This window comes from Burkholderia sp. BCC1640, assembly GCF_902833125.1.
GTDB classification, from domain to species: domain Bacteria; phylum Pseudomonadota; class Gammaproteobacteria; order Burkholderiales; family Burkholderiaceae; genus Burkholderia; species Burkholderia diffusa.
Genome location: NZ_CADFEF010000020.1, coordinates 60,495 through 76,786, shown reverse-complemented (window position 1 = coordinate 76,786; position 16,292 = coordinate 60,495). Strand labels below are relative to the sequence as shown.

13 protein-coding genes and 1 pseudogene are annotated in these 16,292 nt (G+C 67.5%); 6 read left to right on the top strand and 8 right to left on the bottom strand.

Going from position 1 to position 16,292, the window contains the following annotated elements; genetic code table 11:
• Positions 1 to 58: 58 nt before the first annotated feature.
• Together xylB and xylA are read right to left on the bottom strand one after the other, a co-directional pair.
• A complete protein-coding gene (xylB, locus tag HWX25_RS21655; RefSeq protein ID WP_175910408.1) occupies positions 59 to 1,537 on the bottom strand; it encodes a xylulokinase in 1,479 nt (492 codons plus the stop codon).
• Between the two features lie 4 nt (positions 1,538 to 1,541).
• A complete protein-coding gene (xylA, locus tag HWX25_RS21650; protein WP_175910406.1) occupies positions 1,542 to 2,864 on the bottom strand; it encodes a xylose isomerase in 1,323 nt (440 codons plus the stop codon).
• A gap of 263 nt (positions 2,865 to 3,127) precedes the next feature.
• Here xylA and HWX25_RS21645 point away from each other — a divergent pair, with 263 nt between their 5' ends.
• The 3 genes and pseudogenes from HWX25_RS21645 to HWX25_RS33485 all read left to right on the top strand — a co-directional run.
• Positions 3,128 to 4,321 (top strand): DNA-binding transcriptional regulator, encoded by a 1,194-nt coding sequence (locus HWX25_RS21645; RefSeq protein ID WP_175910404.1) that lies wholly within the window; start codon positions 3,128 to 3,130, stop codon positions 4,319 to 4,321.
• Between the two features lie 27 nt (positions 4,322 to 4,348).
• Entirely contained in the window at positions 4,349 to 5,437 is a 1,089-nt protein-coding gene (locus HWX25_RS21640) for an aldose epimerase family protein (RefSeq protein ID WP_175910402.1), read from the top strand.
• A 73-nt stretch (positions 5,438 to 5,510) separates the two neighbouring features.
• A pseudogene (locus tag HWX25_RS33485) lies at positions 5,511 to 5,657 on the top strand (LacI family transcriptional regulator); the annotation flags it as partial.
• Between the two features lie 101 nt (positions 5,658 to 5,758).
• Here HWX25_RS33485 and HWX25_RS21635 read toward each other — a convergent pair.
• From HWX25_RS21635 to HWX25_RS21625, 3 genes are read right to left on the bottom strand one after another with little or no spacing between them, the layout of a single operon-like run.
• The gene (locus HWX25_RS21635) at positions 5,759 to 6,943 is read right to left on the bottom strand and encodes a porin (protein ID WP_175910401.1); all 1,185 of its coding nucleotides are present in this window, start codon (positions 6,941 to 6,943) and stop codon (positions 5,759 to 5,761) included.
• Positions 6,944 to 6,998: 55 nt separating this feature from the next.
• Positions 6,999 to 7,793, bottom strand: a complete 795-nt coding sequence (locus tag HWX25_RS21630) for an ABC transporter substrate-binding protein (protein WP_059536085.1) — start codon at positions 7,791 to 7,793, stop codon at positions 6,999 to 7,001.
• A 53-nt stretch (positions 7,794 to 7,846) separates the two neighbouring features.
• Positions 7,847 to 9,016, bottom strand: a complete 1,170-nt coding sequence (locus HWX25_RS21625) for a M20 aminoacylase family protein (RefSeq protein ID WP_175910400.1) — start codon at positions 9,014 to 9,016, stop codon at positions 7,847 to 7,849.
• Between the two features lie 136 nt (positions 9,017 to 9,152).
• Between HWX25_RS21625 and HWX25_RS21620 the strand changes: the two genes are divergently transcribed.
• The 3 genes from HWX25_RS21620 to HWX25_RS21610 all read left to right on the top strand — a co-directional run bounded on the left by HWX25_RS21620 (position 9,153) and on the right by HWX25_RS21610 (position 11,665).
• The gene (locus HWX25_RS21620) at positions 9,153 to 10,115 is read left to right on the top strand and encodes a LysR substrate-binding domain-containing protein (RefSeq protein WP_059820053.1); all 963 of its coding nucleotides are present in this window, start codon (positions 9,153 to 9,155) and stop codon (positions 10,113 to 10,115) included.
• A gap of 106 nt (positions 10,116 to 10,221) precedes the next feature.
• Entirely contained in the window at positions 10,222 to 10,497 is a 276-nt protein-coding gene (gene frmR, locus HWX25_RS21615; protein WP_006753040.1) for a formaldehyde-responsive transcriptional repressor FrmR, read from the top strand.
• Between the two features lie 58 nt (positions 10,498 to 10,555).
• The gene (locus tag HWX25_RS21610) at positions 10,556 to 11,665 is read left to right on the top strand and encodes an S-(hydroxymethyl)glutathione dehydrogenase/class III alcohol dehydrogenase (RefSeq protein ID WP_059536073.1); all 1,110 of its coding nucleotides are present in this window, start codon (positions 10,556 to 10,558) and stop codon (positions 11,663 to 11,665) included.
• A 117-nt stretch (positions 11,666 to 11,782) separates the two neighbouring features.
• Here the strand turns inward: HWX25_RS21610 and HWX25_RS21605 are convergent, their stop codons facing one another.
• From HWX25_RS21605 to HWX25_RS21595, 3 genes are read right to left on the bottom strand one after another with little or no spacing between them, the layout of a single operon-like run.
• Positions 11,783 to 12,766, bottom strand: a complete 984-nt coding sequence (locus HWX25_RS21605; protein ID WP_175910399.1) for a hypothetical protein — start codon at positions 12,764 to 12,766, stop codon at positions 11,783 to 11,785.
• Positions 12,763 to 13,281, bottom strand: coding sequence for a (2Fe-2S)-binding protein (locus HWX25_RS21600; protein WP_059690487.1), 519 nt, complete (start codon positions 13,279 to 13,281; stop codon positions 12,763 to 12,765). Before HWX25_RS21600 ends, HWX25_RS21605 begins: the two co-directional genes overlap by 4 nt.
• Positions 13,278 to 16,010: a molybdopterin cofactor-binding domain-containing protein gene (locus HWX25_RS21595; protein WP_175910398.1), complete on the bottom strand. Its 2,733-nt coding sequence runs from the start codon at positions 16,008 to 16,010 to the stop codon at positions 13,278 to 13,280. Before HWX25_RS21595 ends, HWX25_RS21600 begins: the two co-directional genes overlap by 4 nt.
• Positions 16,011 to 16,292 lie beyond the last annotated feature (282 nt).

The following is a 16,292-nucleotide window of genomic DNA, read 5'->3' as shown; positions in this document are numbered from 1 at the left end:
AATGCGCCGCCCTCATCGAGTCACTGCAAAGCACGGGATCGCGTCGGCGAAGCGCCGGTCACGCGCCCGTCGCAAACACCGGCTCGAGCGCGCGGTAAAGCGCGCGAAACGTCGGCCGCCGCGCATCGCGATACCACGCGTGTCGCGCGGGATCGGGCTCGCGCACCGCGACGATCGGCGGCTGCGGACACACGTCGTCGAGCGACGCATCCGGTTCGAGCGCGAGACGCGCGAGCCGTGCGGCACCGAGCGCCGGGCCGACCTCGCCGCCCGCGCGCAGCGTCAGCGCGCGACCGCTCAGGTCGGCGAGCATCTGCGTCCAGTACGCGCTGCGCGAGCCGCCGCCGATCACCGTGATACCCTCGGGCGCCAGTCCGGCCGCATGCAGCGCGTCGATGCCGTCGAGCAACGCGAAGCCGACGCCTTCGAGCGTTGCGTTCGCGAGATCCGCGCGCTGCGTGTCGGGCGTGAGCCCGTAAAACACGCCCTTCGCATTCACGTCGTTGTGCGGCGTGCGCTCGCCGCTCAGGTAAGGCAGGAACCACGGGCGGCTGGCGCGTGCGTTCGCCTCGGCATCGGCGAGGAGTGCGGCAACGCCGTCGTAACCGGCCAGTTGCGCGGTGAAGTCGATGCAGCCGGCCGCGTTCAGCATCACCGACATCAGATGCCAGGTATCGGGCAGTGCGTGGCAGAAGCTGTGCACCGCCGATTCGGGATTCGCGCGAAACCCGTCCGACACCGCGAAATAAACGCCCGACGTGCCGAGCGACAGCAACGCGTCGCCGGGCCGCACGACCCCGACGCCCACCGCGCCGGCCGCGTTGTCGCCGCCGCCGGCCACCACCGGAATCTCGCGCAGCCCGAGCGCGCGCGCGACGGCCGGCAGCAGCGTGCCGGTCACGCGGTTGCCCTCGAACACGGCCGGCATCTGCGCGCGCGACAGCTCGCACGCGGCGAGCAGCGTATCGTCGTAGTCGCGCTTCGCGACGTCGAGCCAGAGCGTGCCGGCGGCATCCGACGGATCGGTCGCGAACGCGCCGGTCAGCCGGTAGCGCAGGTAATCCTTCGGCAGCAGCACGTGTGCGATGCGCGCGAACACGTCGGGCTCGTGGCGACGCACCCACAGCAGTTTCGGCGCGGTGAAGCCCGGCATCGCGACGTTGCCCGTCACCGCGCGCAGCGCGGGTACGAGCCGCTCGAGTTCCGCGCACTCCGCGTCCGCACGGCCGTCGTTCCACAGGATCGCGGGGCGCAGCACGTCGCGGTGCGCATCGAGCAGCGTCGCGCCGTGCATCTGCCCGGTCAGTCCCAGCGCGTCGATGTCGCGCGGATCGATGTCGGCCGCGCGTGCCTCATCGACAACCGCGGCCAGCGCGCCGCACGCGGCGTCCCACCAGTCGCGCGGCACCTGTTCGGACCAGCGCGGCCGCGGGCGGCTCACCGTCAGCGGCCGGCTCGCGCTCGCCCGCACCACACCGTCGCGGTCGAGCAGCACCGCCTTCACGCCCGACGTGCCGAGATCGAGTCCGATATACATGGCGTCAGCGCAGCCCGTAGATCGCCTGGTTCACGATGTTCTCGAGCCGCTCCTGCGCGCCGCTCACATGCCGCGGGTCCACGCCGCGCGCGAGCGCGTCGTCCGCGAGCGACTGCAGCGTATAGCCGCCCGACAGTATCTTGCGGCCGAACGCGTCGTCCCACTGCGCGTAGCGCTGCCGGCGCAACGCATCGAGCCGGTCGTTCTCGACCAGCACGGCCGCACGTTCGAGCGCGAGCGCGAGCACGTCGATCGCGCCGACGTGGCCGTAGAACAGGTCTTCCGGATCGATGCTCTGGCGCCGCACCTTCGCGTCGAAGTTCATCCCGCCGGTCGTGAAGCCGCCGTGGCGCAGGATCTCGTAGAACGCGAGCGTCAGTTCCTCGACGCTGTTCGGGAACTGGTCGGTGTCCCAACCGTTCTGCGGATCGCCGCGGTTCGCGTCGACGCTGCCGAACACGCCGAGTGCGAACGCGTTCGCGATCTCGTGATGGAACGAGTGACCGGCGAGCGTCGCATGGTTTGCCTCGATGTTGACGCGAATCTCGTTCTGCAGTCCGTACTGCACGAGGAAGCCGTGCACGGTCGCGACGTCGTAGTCGTACTGATGCTTGGTCGGCTCCTGCGGTTTCGGCTCGATCAGCAGCGCACCCTTGAAGCCGATCCGGTGCTTGTGCTCGACGACCATCGACAGGAAACGCGCGAACTGATCGCGCTCGCGCTTCAGGTCGGTATTGAGCAGCGTCTCGTACCCTTCGCGGCCGCCCCACAACACGTAGTTCTCGCCGCCGAGCCGGTGTGTCGCGTCGAGCGCGTGACACACCTGCGTCGCGGCCCACGCGAACACGTCGGGGTTCGGATTCGTCGCGGCGCCCGCCGCGAAGCGCGGGTGCGAGAACAGGTTCGCCGTGCCCCACAGCAGCCGCACGCCGCTCGCCTGCTGGCGCTCGCCGAGATAGTCGACCATCCGTGCGAAATTGGCCGCGTACTCGCGCAGGCTGCCGCCTTCCGGCGCGACGTCGGTGTCGTGGAACGTGTAGAAAGGCGTGCCGAGCTTCGTGAAGAACTCGAATGCCGCATCGGCCTTCATTCGCGCACGTTCGAGCGCGTCGCCCGGCTGCTGCCACGGCCGCCGGAACGCGCCCTGCCCGAAGATGTCGTGCCCCGGCCATACGAACGTGTGCCAGTAGCAGACCGCGATCCGCAGATGCTCGGCGAGCGTCTTGCCGAGCACACGTTTCTCGGGGTCGTAATAGTGGTACGCCAGCGGGTTGTCCGACTGCGGACCTTCGTAGCGAATGGCGGGAATGTGTTCGAAATACGACATGGTGTCTCCGTGCTGGGTCTTGTTGCAACGCAACGCGCATCGCGATGACGCACGCGGCCGAATCCGGTTGGCTGGATCGTGCCCGCGCGACTGCCGGCCGGCAATTGCGAAATTGCGCAGCACGCTTAACGTTTCTTGCCAGCCGCTGCGCGCGGGGTGCGTTCCGTCCTACAATCGCCGGACACCAGAGAACCGCGCGGCACCGCCCGCGCGCCCCGGAGACAATGGCGAGACGCCCGAGCGGCGCCCACCCTGAGACCGACATGACCCGTGCCTCTTCCGCCCAGACGCCGCACCGCATCGCGCTGTTGTTCAACGCGAACAAGGTCTACGACCGCGAGATCATCAGCGGCATCGGCCAATACCTGCACACGACGCGCGTCGTGTGGGACCTGTTCCTCGAAGACGACTTCCGCTGCCGGCTCGCCGGCATCGAACGCTTCGACGGCGACGGCATCATCGCGGACTTCGACGATCCGGCCGTCGCCGACGCGCTCGCCGGCTCGCCGCTACCGATCGTCGCGGTCGGCTCGTCGTACGAGGATCCAGCGCAGTACCCGGACGGCGTCCCATATATTGCGACGGACAACCCGAAACTCGTGTCGCTCGCCTATACGCACCTGATCGGCGCGGGGCTCGCGCATTTCGCGATGTACAGCCTGCCGGTCGCGCAGGAGAACCGCTGGGCGCAGCAGCGTGAGCTCGCGTTCGACCGGCTCGCGCGCGCGGACGGGCTCGACGCGCCGATCTACCGCGGCGTGTCGACGAGCGCATCGGGCTGGAATCACGCGATCGAGCAGCTGATCGGCTGGCTGCATGCGCTGCCGAAGCCCGTCGGCGTGATCGCGGTCACGGATGCGCGCGCGCGGCATCTGCTGCAGGCGTGCCTGCTCGCCGGCATCGCGGTGCCGGAACAGGTCGCGATCATCGGCATCGACAACGATCCGCTCACGCGCACGCTGACGCGCATTCCGCTGTCGTCGGTGATCCAGGGCACCGAGGAAATGGGCCGCACCGCCGCGCACCTGCTGCACCGGATGCTGCGCGGCGCAAGGTTTCCCGGGCAGCGCATCCTCGTGCCGCCGGTCGGCATCAACGTGCTCGAATCGACGCGCCACCAGCCGCTCGCGAGCCCGCACGTGATGCGCGCCCGGCATTTCATCCGGCAGTACGCGTGCCAGGGGATCAAGACCGAACAGGTCGCCGACTATGTCGGCGTGTCGCGCTCGCTGCTCGAAGAGCACTTCCGGCGCGAACTGCAGCGCACCGTGCACCAGGAAATCCTGCGTCACAAGATCGAGGCTGCGCAGGCGCTGCTCGCGAGCCGCAATGCGTCGAGCGCGGAAGTCGCGATCCGCTGCGGCTTCACGTCGCTGCAATACATGTACGCGGTGTTCCGCCGCGAACTCGGCTGCACGCCGCGCGAGTATCAGGAACGCGCGGCATCGGCTCACTGAATTCACCGCTCACGAGCGAACCCACACATGCATATCGACACCGACTCCCCCCGCCCGGCATCCGACGTCGGCCGCATTCCGTCCGAACCGTGGGGCACTCTGCCCGGCGGCGACCCGGTGCGGCGCTACACGCTGCGCAACGCGCACGGCATGCGCGTCGTCGTCAGCGATCTCGGCGCGACCGTCGTGTCGTGGCTCGCCCCCGACCGCACCGGGCGCTTCGCCGATATCGTGCTGGCGCACGACACGCCGGCCGAGTACCTCGAATCGGGTGCGTACCTCGGCGCGACGGTCGGCCGCTGGGCCAACCGGATCGCGGACGCGCGCTTCACGCTCGACGGCATCGATTACACGCTCGACCGCAACGAGAACGGCAATCTGCTGCACGGCGGCGCAAGCGGCTTTCATCGCGCGCGCTGGGACGTGATCGACGACCGCGGCGAGCTGACGCTGCGGCTCGATTCACCGGAAGGCGATGCGGGATTCCCCGGCAACGTGAGCGTGCAGGTGCGCTACGTGCTCGACGACGACGGCACGCTGACGATCGACTATTCGGCACGAACCGATGCGCCGACCCCGCTGAACCTCACGAATCACAGCTACTTCAACCTCAGCGGACGCACGGGCAGCGACGTGCGCGGCCACCTGCTGCAGGTCGACGCCGACGCGTTCGTCGAAGTCGACGACGCGCTGATCCCGACCGGCACGGCCGACGTGACCGGCACCGCGTTCGATTTCCGGCAGAGCGCGCCGATCGGCGCCCGCCTCGACTGGCCGCATGCGCAGCTCGCGCGCGGGCGCGGCTTCGACCACTGTTACGTGCTGCGCGACCCTACGCGCGGCGTGCGGCCCGTCGCATCGATCTACGATCCGGAAAGCGGTCGGGAGCTCACCGTGTCGACGGATCAGCGCGGGCTGCAGCTCTATACGGGCAACTATCTGGATGGCGTGCGTGTGGGCGGCGGCATCCCGTGCGTGCGGCATGCGGCGCTGTGCGTCGAAGCCGGGTTCTATCCGAACCAGGTCAACATGGACGCGTTGCGCGACGAAACCATCCTTCATCCGGGCCAGACCTATCGCCAGACGACCCGGTATCGGGTCGGCATTCGCGGATAGCAGGCAGCGCACGCGTTCTTTGCGTCGGCGTCGGCGGCTGCGCGACGCTCGTGCAGCGTTGCCCGCCCGGCCAGTGCGGTTTCCGACGTCACAGATCGCCGCGCGGGCGATCGCGCTGACGCTCGACATGATCGACGGGGTCGAGCCGGCTGCGGCGGTGCATACGATCGGGGCGCCGGAGCGCGTCGTGCGGGAATCGACGGGGGTGGCGCGGGGTTGACTCACGGAGCGCGCCGCGTCGACGTCGCGCACCGGCCGGCCGTTCACGCATTCGCGGCTCTGCATGAATGGCCGGCCGTCCCGCTTTCGATCCCGATCCGGTCAGAACTTGTGCCGAATCCCCGCATGCACCATCAACTGCTTCGACGTCGACGACAGATCGGCCGCCCCCGGGACATATGCCTGGTCGAGCGACGAGCCGGTCGCGTCACCGGCAACCCGCTGGTATGCGCCCATCAGATAGACGTCAGTGCGCTTCGACAGGTTGTAGTCCGCCATCAGCCCGATCGAATGGATCTTCGGTTTCGCGCTGCCCGTGGTCGCGTCGTAGCGCACGGTCGTATACACATACTGCCCGCCCACGAAGAACGCCGGCGTGAACTGGTATTTACCGTTCACTTCGAAGTTCTGATACTTAATCGCCGTGACCGTCCCGCCCGCGAGCGGCCCCGTCACCGGTTCGATCGTCTCGTCGCCGAACAGGTAGCCGACGTTCGCGGTCGGCCGCGTGACGTTGCTGTTCGTATAGGCAAACCCGACCGTCGCGGGCCCTGCCGTGTAGTTGACGCCCGCCCCGAAGATCCGCAGCCGCGCCGACGCGAAGTTCGCATCCGCGCCGACCGACCCCGAGCCCGCGATCGCGCCGCCGGCCGTCGCGCCCGGGTTGTCCGCATTCAGGAACGCCGCGCCGACGAGCAGGCCGCCCTGCTCGTACTGCGCGCCGACGCTCCACTGCCGGTTGTTCGCGAATCCGGTGTCGTTGCTGAAGCTGTACGTGCCGCCGAACGAGAAGCCGGCAAAATCCGGGCTCGCGTACTTGACCGTGTTGTTCACGCGAAACGTATTGCCGGTATTGTCGTTGTCGAGCGGATGCGAGAACGGATAGACACCCCAGTTGCCATTCGCGGTCGTCGGCGCGAGATAGTCGACGACCGAGTCATATTGCCGGCCGAGCGTCAGCGTGCCGAAGCGCGCGCTGCCGAGCCCGACGTAAGCCTGCCGCCCGAACATGCGGCCGCCCTGCGCGAGCGTGCCGTTGTTCACGTTGAAGCCGTTCTCGATCTGGAACAGCGCGCTGTAGCCGCCGCCCAGATCCTCGGACCCTTTGAGACCCCAGCGGCTGCCCTGCGCGAAGCCGCTCGCCATCTGCCATGCGCCGTGGCCACCGACGTTGTTCGTGTAGTCGATGCCCGCGTCGATCAGCCCGTACAGTGTGACGCTGCTCTGCGCGAAGGCCGGCGCAGCACAAAGTGCCGGCATCGCGACGAAAAACAATCTCCAGTTCATTCGTTTTCCTTATTGGTATGATGGTCGCTACCCGCTCGATACGGGTCGGCGCGGCTTACTTCGTGCCGTAGATGTCGAAGTCGAAGTACTTGCGGTTGATCCGCTGATACGTGCCGTTCGCGAGGATCGCCGCCAGCGCGCGGTTGAATGCATCGCGCAGGTCGGTGTCCTGCTTGCGCAGCCCGAGGCCATCGCCCTGCCCGAAATACTTCGCGTCGTCGATCGCCGCGCCGACGAACATGAAATCCTTGCCCTGCGGCTTCTTCAGGAAGCCGTCGCTCGCCGCGATCGACGCCTGGAACGCCGCGTCGAGCCGCCCGGTCACGAGATCGGCATAGACCTGATCCTGGTTCTGGTACGACTCGATCTGCACGCCCGCCGGCTGCCAGTTCGCGATCGCATAGTCGGCCTGCGCGGAACCCTGCTCGACGCCGACCCGCTTGCCCTTCAGCGACGCAGCCGTCGGCAGCAGCGGCGAACCCTTGCGCGCGATCAGCCGCGCCGGCGCATTCGAGATCCGGTTGGTGAACGCGATCTGCTGCATCCGCTTCGGCGTGATCGTCATCGACGACGCGATCACGTCGAACTTGCGCGCGAGCAGCCCCGGAATCATCCCGTCGAAACTCGACTCGACCCACACGCAGCGCGCATGCAGCTCCGCGCACAACGCGTTCGTGATGTCGATCCCGAAGCCGGTCAGCGTGCCGTCGGGCTGCTTGTATTCGAGCGGCGGATACGTGGGATCGACCGCGAGGCGGATCTCCTTGCCCGTCCAGTCGCCGGCATGCGCGACGCCTGCCACCGTCGTTGCCGTCAGCGCCACCGCAAGCGCCGCCATCCACTGTTTCATTGCCAGTCTCCTTGTTTCCATCGTTGAAGGTAAATCGAATCGGCCCGGCCGCCTCACGCGAGGTAGCGCTCGGCGAGCGCGATCCAGTAACTCGCGCCCGTCGCGAGACACGCATCGTTGAAGTCGTAGCCGGGGTTGTGCAGCCCGCAGCCGGCCGCGCCGTCGCCGTTGCCGATCGACAGGTAGCTGCCCGGGCAGACGTCGAGCATGAACGCGAAGTCCTCGCTCGCCGCGATCGGACGCAGGTGCGGAATCAGCGCATCGTCGCCGCCCCATTCGCGCGCGACGTCGCGGGCGAACGCGGTTTCCGCCGCGTGATTGACGAGCACAGGATAGCCGTGGCGATAGTCGATCTCGGCCGTCGCGCCGTAGCTGTCGGCTTGCCCGTGCACGATCGCGCGAATGCGCCGTTCGAGCAGCGCGCGCACGTCCGGCGACAGCGCCCGCACGCTCAGTTCCAGATCCGCATGCGGCGGAATCACGTTCGATGCGGTGCCTGCATGAATCGAGCCGGTCGTGACGATCGCCAGTTCCTGCGGATTCACGTTGCGCGACACGACCGTCTGCAACGCCATCACGATCGATGCGCAGACCACCACCGGATCGATCGTCGTGTGCGGCGCCGCGCCATGGCCACCTTGCCCGGTCACGCGCACACGCACCTCGTCAGCCGACGCCATCGCCGCGCCGTCGCAGAAGCCGAGCACGCCCGCCGGTAGCCCCGGCACGTTGTGCATCGCAAACACGGCATCGCACGGAAACTGCGTGAACAGCCCGTCGTCGATCATCCGCTTCGCGCCGCCGAGCCCTTCCTCCGCCGGCTGGAAAATCAGGTTCAGCGTGCCGCTGAAACGTCCGCGCTCCGCGATGCAGCGGGCGGCCGCGAGCAGCATCGCGGTATGGCCGTCGTGGCCGCACGCATGCATCACGCCGTCGCGCCGGCTCGCATGCGGCAGCCCGGTCGTCTCGCGGATCGGCAGCGCATCCATGTCCGCGCGCAGCCCGAGCCGCTTCCCCATGCCGCGCGTGAGCGTGCCGACCACCCCCGTGCCGCCGAGCCCGCGCGTGACGCGATAACCCCATGTTGTCAGGCAATCGGCGACGAGTTCGCTCGTCGCGTGTTCCTCGAACCCGAGCTCCGGATGCGCATGCAGCCGGTGGCGCAACGCGATCATTTCCGTCTCGATGACCGCCATTTCAGGCGGAATGCGTGCTCGATCCAACCCCGTTACTCCTGGATGCGTGTCGGCTGTCGATCGCCGGGATGGCGGATCGTGGCGAAATCGTAGGCAGCGAAAAAACCGGCGAACAGCCGCAGTTTCGTTATGATGACAACCTTTCGTTGTCGGGTATCGCACCATGAGCACGATCAAGCTGCATCAGCTGCAGGCGCTCGTCGCGAGCGCGGAGGCCGGGAGCATCCGCGGCGCGGCGCGCACGCTCGGGCTGTCGCAGGCGGCCGTCACCCGCGCGCTGCGCGAGCTGGAGGCCAGCGAGCGCCTGCCGCTGCTGGTGCGCGCGCCGGAAGGCATCGGCTTCACGGAATACGGGAAAACCTTGCTCACGCACGCGAAGCTCGTGCTCAAGCAGCTCGAGCACGCGCAAAGCGATCTCGAACGAATGCGCGGGCGCGTCGAGGGGCGGCTGAGCGTCGGCGTCACGCCGTGGCTGACGATGACATTCCTCGCGGAAACCGTGCTGCGGTTTCGCGAGCGGATGCCCGACGTGCGCCTCGAACTCTACGAAGCGCTGATGGCCGTCGCACAACCGCTGCTGCGCGACGGCAGCATGGATTTCGCGCTGGGTCACGTGCAGGCCGGCGGCGGCGCGCAGGAATTCGCGTTCGAGCCGCTGCTGCGCTACGAGACGTCGGTGATGGTGCGCGCCGGGCATCCGCTCGAACGCGCGAAGTCGGTGCACGACCTGCTCGAATGCGACTGGGTGCTGAATTCGTCGGCCGACGGCCAGGCCGCGCTCGTCGACTATCTGTTCACGCGGCACGGCGCACGGATCGACGAACGGCGCATCGTGCGCGCGCAATCGGTCGCGATGCTGCAGACGATGCTCGAGCAGGCCGGCATGTGTACGTGGTGCCCGACGATCCTCGCGGCGGTGCCGCCGTTCGGTGAGCGGATGCGCGTGCTGTCGCTCAGGGAGACCTTCGAGCCGAGCGAACTCGGCATCGTCACGCGCCGCAGCAGCACGCTGAGCGACGCCGCGCGCTGCTTCATCGACTGCCTGCTGCAGGTGATCCGGCGGCATGCGCGGTCGGCGCGCAACGAGGATCTTGCACTGTTCCGCACGCTCACGCTGCTGATCTGACGGTGTGCCGGGCAGGCGCGCGCGGCGCCTGCCCGGCAGCGATCCCGTATACCTCCGCGCCGCATTGCTCTATACTGCCCCCCAGTATCCGGAACCCACCGATCCCATGCCCCATTCCCCCGAAGAAAAGAAACGCGTCCTGACCCGCGTGCGCCGTGTTCGCGGGCAACTGAACGCGCTCGAGCAAGCGCTCGAGGAGGGGGCGGACTGTGGCCCGATACTTCAGCAACTGGCTGCCATCCGCGGCGCGATCAACGGCGTGATGGCCGGCGTGCTCGAAAGCCATTTGCGCGAGGAATTCACCCAGCTCGCGGACGCCCCGCGGCCCTCGTCCGGATCGATCGACGATATCGTGACCCTCGTCCGGTCCTACTTGCGCTGACCGGTGCAGGTTCGTCGACGTCCGAGCCATTCGATGATTCTTTTTTGACAGGATTGCCATGAAATCACGTGCCGCAGTTGCGTTCGAGGCGGGTAAGCCGCTCCAGATCGTCGAAATCGACGTCGAACCGCCCCGCAAGGGCGAAGTGCTCATCAAGATCACCCATACCGGCGTCTGTCACACCGATGCCTTCACGTTGTCGGGGGACGATCCGGAAGGCATCTTTCCCGCCGTGCTGGGCCATGAAGGCGCCGGCATCGTGGTGGAAGTCGGCGAAGGCGTGACGAGCGTGAAACCCGGCGACCACGTCATTCCGCTGTACACCGCCGAATGCGGCGAGTGCCTGTTCTGCAAGAGCGGCAAGACCAATCTGTGCGTGTCGGTGCGCGCCACCCAGGGCAAGGGCGTGATGCCCGACGGCACCACGCGCTTCAGCTACAACGGCCAGCCGATCTATCACTACATGGGCTGCTCGACGTTCAGCGAATACACCGTCGTCGCCGAAGTCTCGCTCGCGAAGATCAACCCGGACGCGAACCCGGAGCAGGTCTGCCTGCTGGGCTGCGGCGTCACGACCGGCCTCGGCGCGGTGAAGAACACCGCGAAGGTGCAGGAAGGCGATACGGTGGCCGTATTCGGTCTCGGCGGCATCGGCCTCGCGGTGATTCAGGGCGCCAAGCTCGCGAAGGCCGGCCGCATCATCGCGATCGACACCAACCCCGGCAAGTTCGACCTCGCACGCGTGTTCGGCGCAACCGACTGCGTCAATCCGAAGGACCACGAAAAGCCGATCCAGCAGGTGATCGTCGACATGACCGGCTGGGGCGTCGACCACAGCTTCGAATGCATCGGCAACGTCAACGTGATGCGCGCCGCGCTCGAATGCGCGCACCGCGGCTGGGGCCAGTCCGTCATCATCGGCGTCGCGGGCGCCGGCCAGGAAATCTCCACGCGCCCGTTCCAGCTCGTCACCGGTCGCCGCTGGCTCGGTACGGCATTCGGCGGCGTGAAGGGCCGCTCCGAACTGCCGGGCATGGTCGAGGAAGCGATGGCCGGCACGATCCAGCTGGCACCGTTCGTCACGCACACGAAGCCGCTCACCGGCATCAACGAAGCGTTCGACCTGATGCACGAAGGCAAGTCCATCCGGACCGTCGTGCATTTCTGAAATACGCGCAACGAGATCGGCTGTGGTAACCGGTCTCGTTGCGCGATACCGCCGGCACGCCAGGCGCTCGGCCCGGACGTGCCGGCGATCGGAACCGGCGCGCAACCCGCGCGCGACCTATTTGGCCGCCTGCGCCGCCGGCGTGAAACTGCACTTCGGATCGTTCTTGCCCCGCGCCGAACAGCATTCGAGCAGGTCGCTCACCGACTTCGCGTTCGCCGCATTCCATTCATACAGGCTCTTGTTGTTGTCGATCGGCATCCAGTGCGTCATCGGATACCGGCTCGCACGCGCGTTGCTTCCCTTCGGCGGCGGCAGCAAACCGGCGGCCAGCGGCACGTAGATTTTGCAGCTATTCTGATCGCCGATCCGGTGACAGCCGATGCAGGTATTGCCCGGCGTGCTGATCGCGTGTGACGTCCATGACGCGAAGTCGGCGCCGAGGTTCACGTACTTGCCCCACGGGTCGGTCGGCACCTTGTTCCAGACCTGGCCGATCCACGGGCTGTACATGACCGGGCTCGCGTCGTGACACGACACGCAGCGCTTCGTCGCGGTCGCGGCCGGCTTCCACCAGAACTCCGCCGCGGACGGGTGGCCGGGCGGCGGCGTCGTCTCGTTCGGCGGCGGCACGCGCGCTGCGTTCATGCCCTCGGTGCCGCCCTTCTCCGCATGAAACCAGCAGGTCTTGCCGTTGCCCGCATGATGCAGCACGATGTCGACTTCGTCGTAATACGGGCTCCGGTTCGCGCGGATCTGCTTGCGGCGGCAAAACGCCGAGATCTGCGTGACGCCGCGCGACAGGTCGAGGATCTTCGAATACGGCGTGCACTGTCCGGATGTCGGCGCGTCGTAGGGCAACAGCGCCGGACGATCGCACGTCATGTGCGCCGCGTAGCGCGCGGGCGCGCGGCCGTTGACGGTGATCGGCACATCGGTGCCGTCATTGCAGTCGAACGCGGGAATCTCGCCGATTTCGTCGGTGCACTGCTGCGCATACTCGTGCAGCGACGTATCGCCGCTTGCCGCCGCGAGCGCGAGCGGCGCGACCTGTGCGGCCAGCATCGTCGCCAGCGCGACGACGCAGGTTCTCATCGTCATGCCGCCCCCTTCGTGTAGCGTATCGCCACCTTGCGAATGGCCTCGATGTACTTCACGTAACCGGTGCAACGACAGATGTTGCCGCCCACCCAGGTTTCGATCATCGCGTCCAGATCGCGCTCGTGCACCGGCTGCGCGCGCAGATGATCGAGCATCGCGGTCGCGGCCATCAGGAAACCCGACACGCAGTAACCGCACTGGAACGCGAACGACTCGAGAAAACTCTGCTGCAGCGGCGACAGCGCGCCGCCCTGCGCGAGCCCCTCGATCGTGTACACGTGCATGTCCGCCATCGCGCTGACCGGCGTCGAGCACGACAGCGTCTTTTCCATCGGCGCATCGGGCGCATTGCGCACGCCGACCGTGCACGCGCGGCACACGCCGATGCCGCAGCACAGCTTGGTGCCCGTCAGGTCCTGCCGCTCGTGCAGGAAGTCGATGAGGTTCATGTCCGCGTCGGCCGCGTCTGCTTCGACGGGCTTGCCGTTGACGATCATTCGGACCGGATTGCTCATTGCAGTGCCTCCCGAATCTTCTCCGGCGTCACGGGCGTCACACGGAACCGCCGCCCCGTCGCCATCGCGAGCGCATTGAGCAGCGCCGGCGCGATCGGACACATCACCGCTTCCGCGATGCCGCGTGCATTCGCGGGATCGCCGCCGGGCGGCGGTAATGCGATCAGCTCCTGCACGGGGATGTCCGGCAGCCGCGTGACCTCGTAGCGATCCAGATTCCATCGGCCGCCGCCCGGCCCGTCCGGCCCCAGCGGACAGGTTTCGGTCAGCACGTTGCCGATACCCATCGCGACCGCGCCCTGCGACTGCCCTTCCACGAGCTCCGGCGACAACTGCCGGCCAACGCTCACCGCCGTCACCACGCGTTCGACCTTCACGCGTCCGGTCGCCGAATCGACGGACACCGCGACGAGCGTCGCCGACGGCGCGTAGGTCGTGCGCCCGTAAAGCGTCGTATTGACCGGCGGCGGCTGCAGCACGCGCTTCAACGGCGTCAGGTGATACGGATCGAGGCCGACCGCCACGTAGTCGTAGTCGATCTGCGCATTGCCGGACGCGAACGGATAGGTTCCCTTCCAGAAATACCCGGCATAACTCGCATGCACGGCCGCGATCGTCTGGAGTCCGATCTTCCTGATCGTGCCGAGCAGCGCCGCCCACGGAATCGGTGCGAGGCCGTTTGCGGCGAGTGCGCGATCGGTCCAGCGCACGTCCTCCGCACGCACGGGTATGCCCCACCACGCGCGCGCAGCCGGCAGCACGCTCTGCAGAAACAGCGCCTGCGCGGCGCCCTTGACCGCGTGGTACTGATGGAATGCGCCGAGACAGGCGCTCGACGAACCGTAGGTGTAGCAGACGTACTTGCTGTCGTCGGGCGGACTGCTCGAACGCTTCAACCCGAGCGCGTTGAACGGCCCGATCTCGCTCATCGCAATCGTTTGCGCGTTTTGCCCGAGAAACTCGGCCGGCGCGAGACCGAGCGTCGTGGCCGCGCCGTTGCCCATGTCGGTGTACGGCGTGACCACGCGCAGGTTGCCGTCGGGCAGGATCTGCACCATCCCGAACATCCCGTCGCCGGAGGTGCCGAATGCTTCGTTCGCCATCGCGAGGCCGACGCCGTAGCGGAGGCCGCGCGCGCTGCGCTCGGCACGAATCTGCTCACGCTCGAGCCATAACGGATGACGTTCGAGCCGGTCGAGCAGCGCGTCCAGCTGCAGGTCGAACAGGATCGGCGCGCCCGTGATCGCGCGGCCCTTGCCGAGCTCGGGCGCCTTGCCGAGCAGATTGGCGCGCCGGATCTCGAACGGCGACATCCCCAGCCGGCGTGCGGCCTCGTCCATCAACGTCTCGATCGCCATGAACGCCTGCGGCCCGCCGAAGCCTCGCTGCGAACCGCCGAAGACTTCCCGCGTGTAGGTCGACGCGGCCTGCGCGCGTGCCCGCGGAATCTCGTAGCAGCTCATCGCGCTCAACGCGGCAAGCTGCGCGACGTACGGCGACAGGTTCTTCTTCCCGCCGCCGTTCATCAGGAAATCGCAGGTGATCGCTTCGAGCTTGCCGCGGCGGCCGAACCACAGCGATTCGGAAAACTGTGTTTCGCAGCGTTTCAGGCCAACCTGGAATTGCTCGTAGCGCGACTGCTGCCAACGCAGCGCGCCCTTCGCAAACGGTGCCGCCAGGGCCAGATACAGCGGGAAGTAGGATTTGTCGCGTCCGCCGAAGCCACCGCCCGGGTAGCACGCGATGACCTGGGCCTCCTTGACCGCGACGGCGCTGCCGTCGAACAGCGCACACGCACCATTCGCATCGTCGTTCGCCGACTGCGTGCCGAGCACGAGGCTGATCTTCGACGCGGACGCGTCGTACCATGCGAGTCCCGCTTCGGGCTCCATGAACATCGGGTCCATCGCCGGCGTCTCGAACCCGTCGTCGCCCGTCGCCCGAATGCCGATCCACGTGCCGGCGGCCGCGTGGCTGGCGATCGTTGCATCGATGTTGGCGACCGCCGCCTCACGTTCCTCCAGGTACTTCGCCGTCGGCTTGCCGTTGCCGTCGGTCTGGTAGTTGTCGACGTAGCTGAACCGCCGCGCGTCGTCGCGCACGTAGACGGTCACGGGCGAATACGGCACGACCGGTGCGGCCTGACCGGTGCCGACCGGCGCGCCGTACCGGATCACGCTGCGATTGAAATCGAGCAACTTCCTTGCGCGACGATAGATGTCGAAGTTCTCGAAGATCAACAGCGCGGCCGGTTGCCCGTAGCAGTCCGCCGGGTAACCCACTCGCGCGAGCCAGTAGATGTCCTGGTTCGCGATCGGATCGGGTCCCGGTGCAAGCTTGATCCTGCGCGCGCTCAGCAATGCGTTATCGACGATGGCGATCGGCCGCAGTTCGTGCGGCAGCACGCCGAGATCGTAGCCCTGGTACACGGCGTCGACCCGGTCGCAGCGCAGTGCATAAAGCCAGTTTTCCTGCTGCGGCCAGCCGACGAAGTCGCGGGACTTGAAGTCGCGCGCGTAGATCTTCTGGCCCATTACCTTCGGCATGCCGTCGATGCGCCAGCGCGCCTTTCCGGGCACCGGCGCCCAGTTCGGGCCGTCCGCATCGGCCTGCGTCTCGCCTGCGGCGAGTACGAGTGCCGGCAAATGCGTAACCGAAACGGCAACGACGGCGCCGCTGCCGGCGAGCTTCAGAAACGTCCGGCGTGTCACAGGCACATGGATGGCCATGCTGCGTCCCTCGTTCGAATTGTTATGTCGGTCCGTCGAGTGCGCGACGTGCGTCGCCACGCCGGGCGCGAGCGGCCCGATACGCGTGTGCGTCGATGCACAGGATGTCGGTGAGAAAGCGGTGTTCCCGGCGCGGTTGCGCGCGCCGTCTGTCAGGAATCGGGAGGGAGACGACGCGCGCCGAAGCCCGGCGGCATCGCGGGTTCCGTCCGCGCGGGTGGGCGCCTGTTCGATGAAGTGTCAGGCGGCGTGCATCGCGCTGCGTATTCGTTCATGATTCCC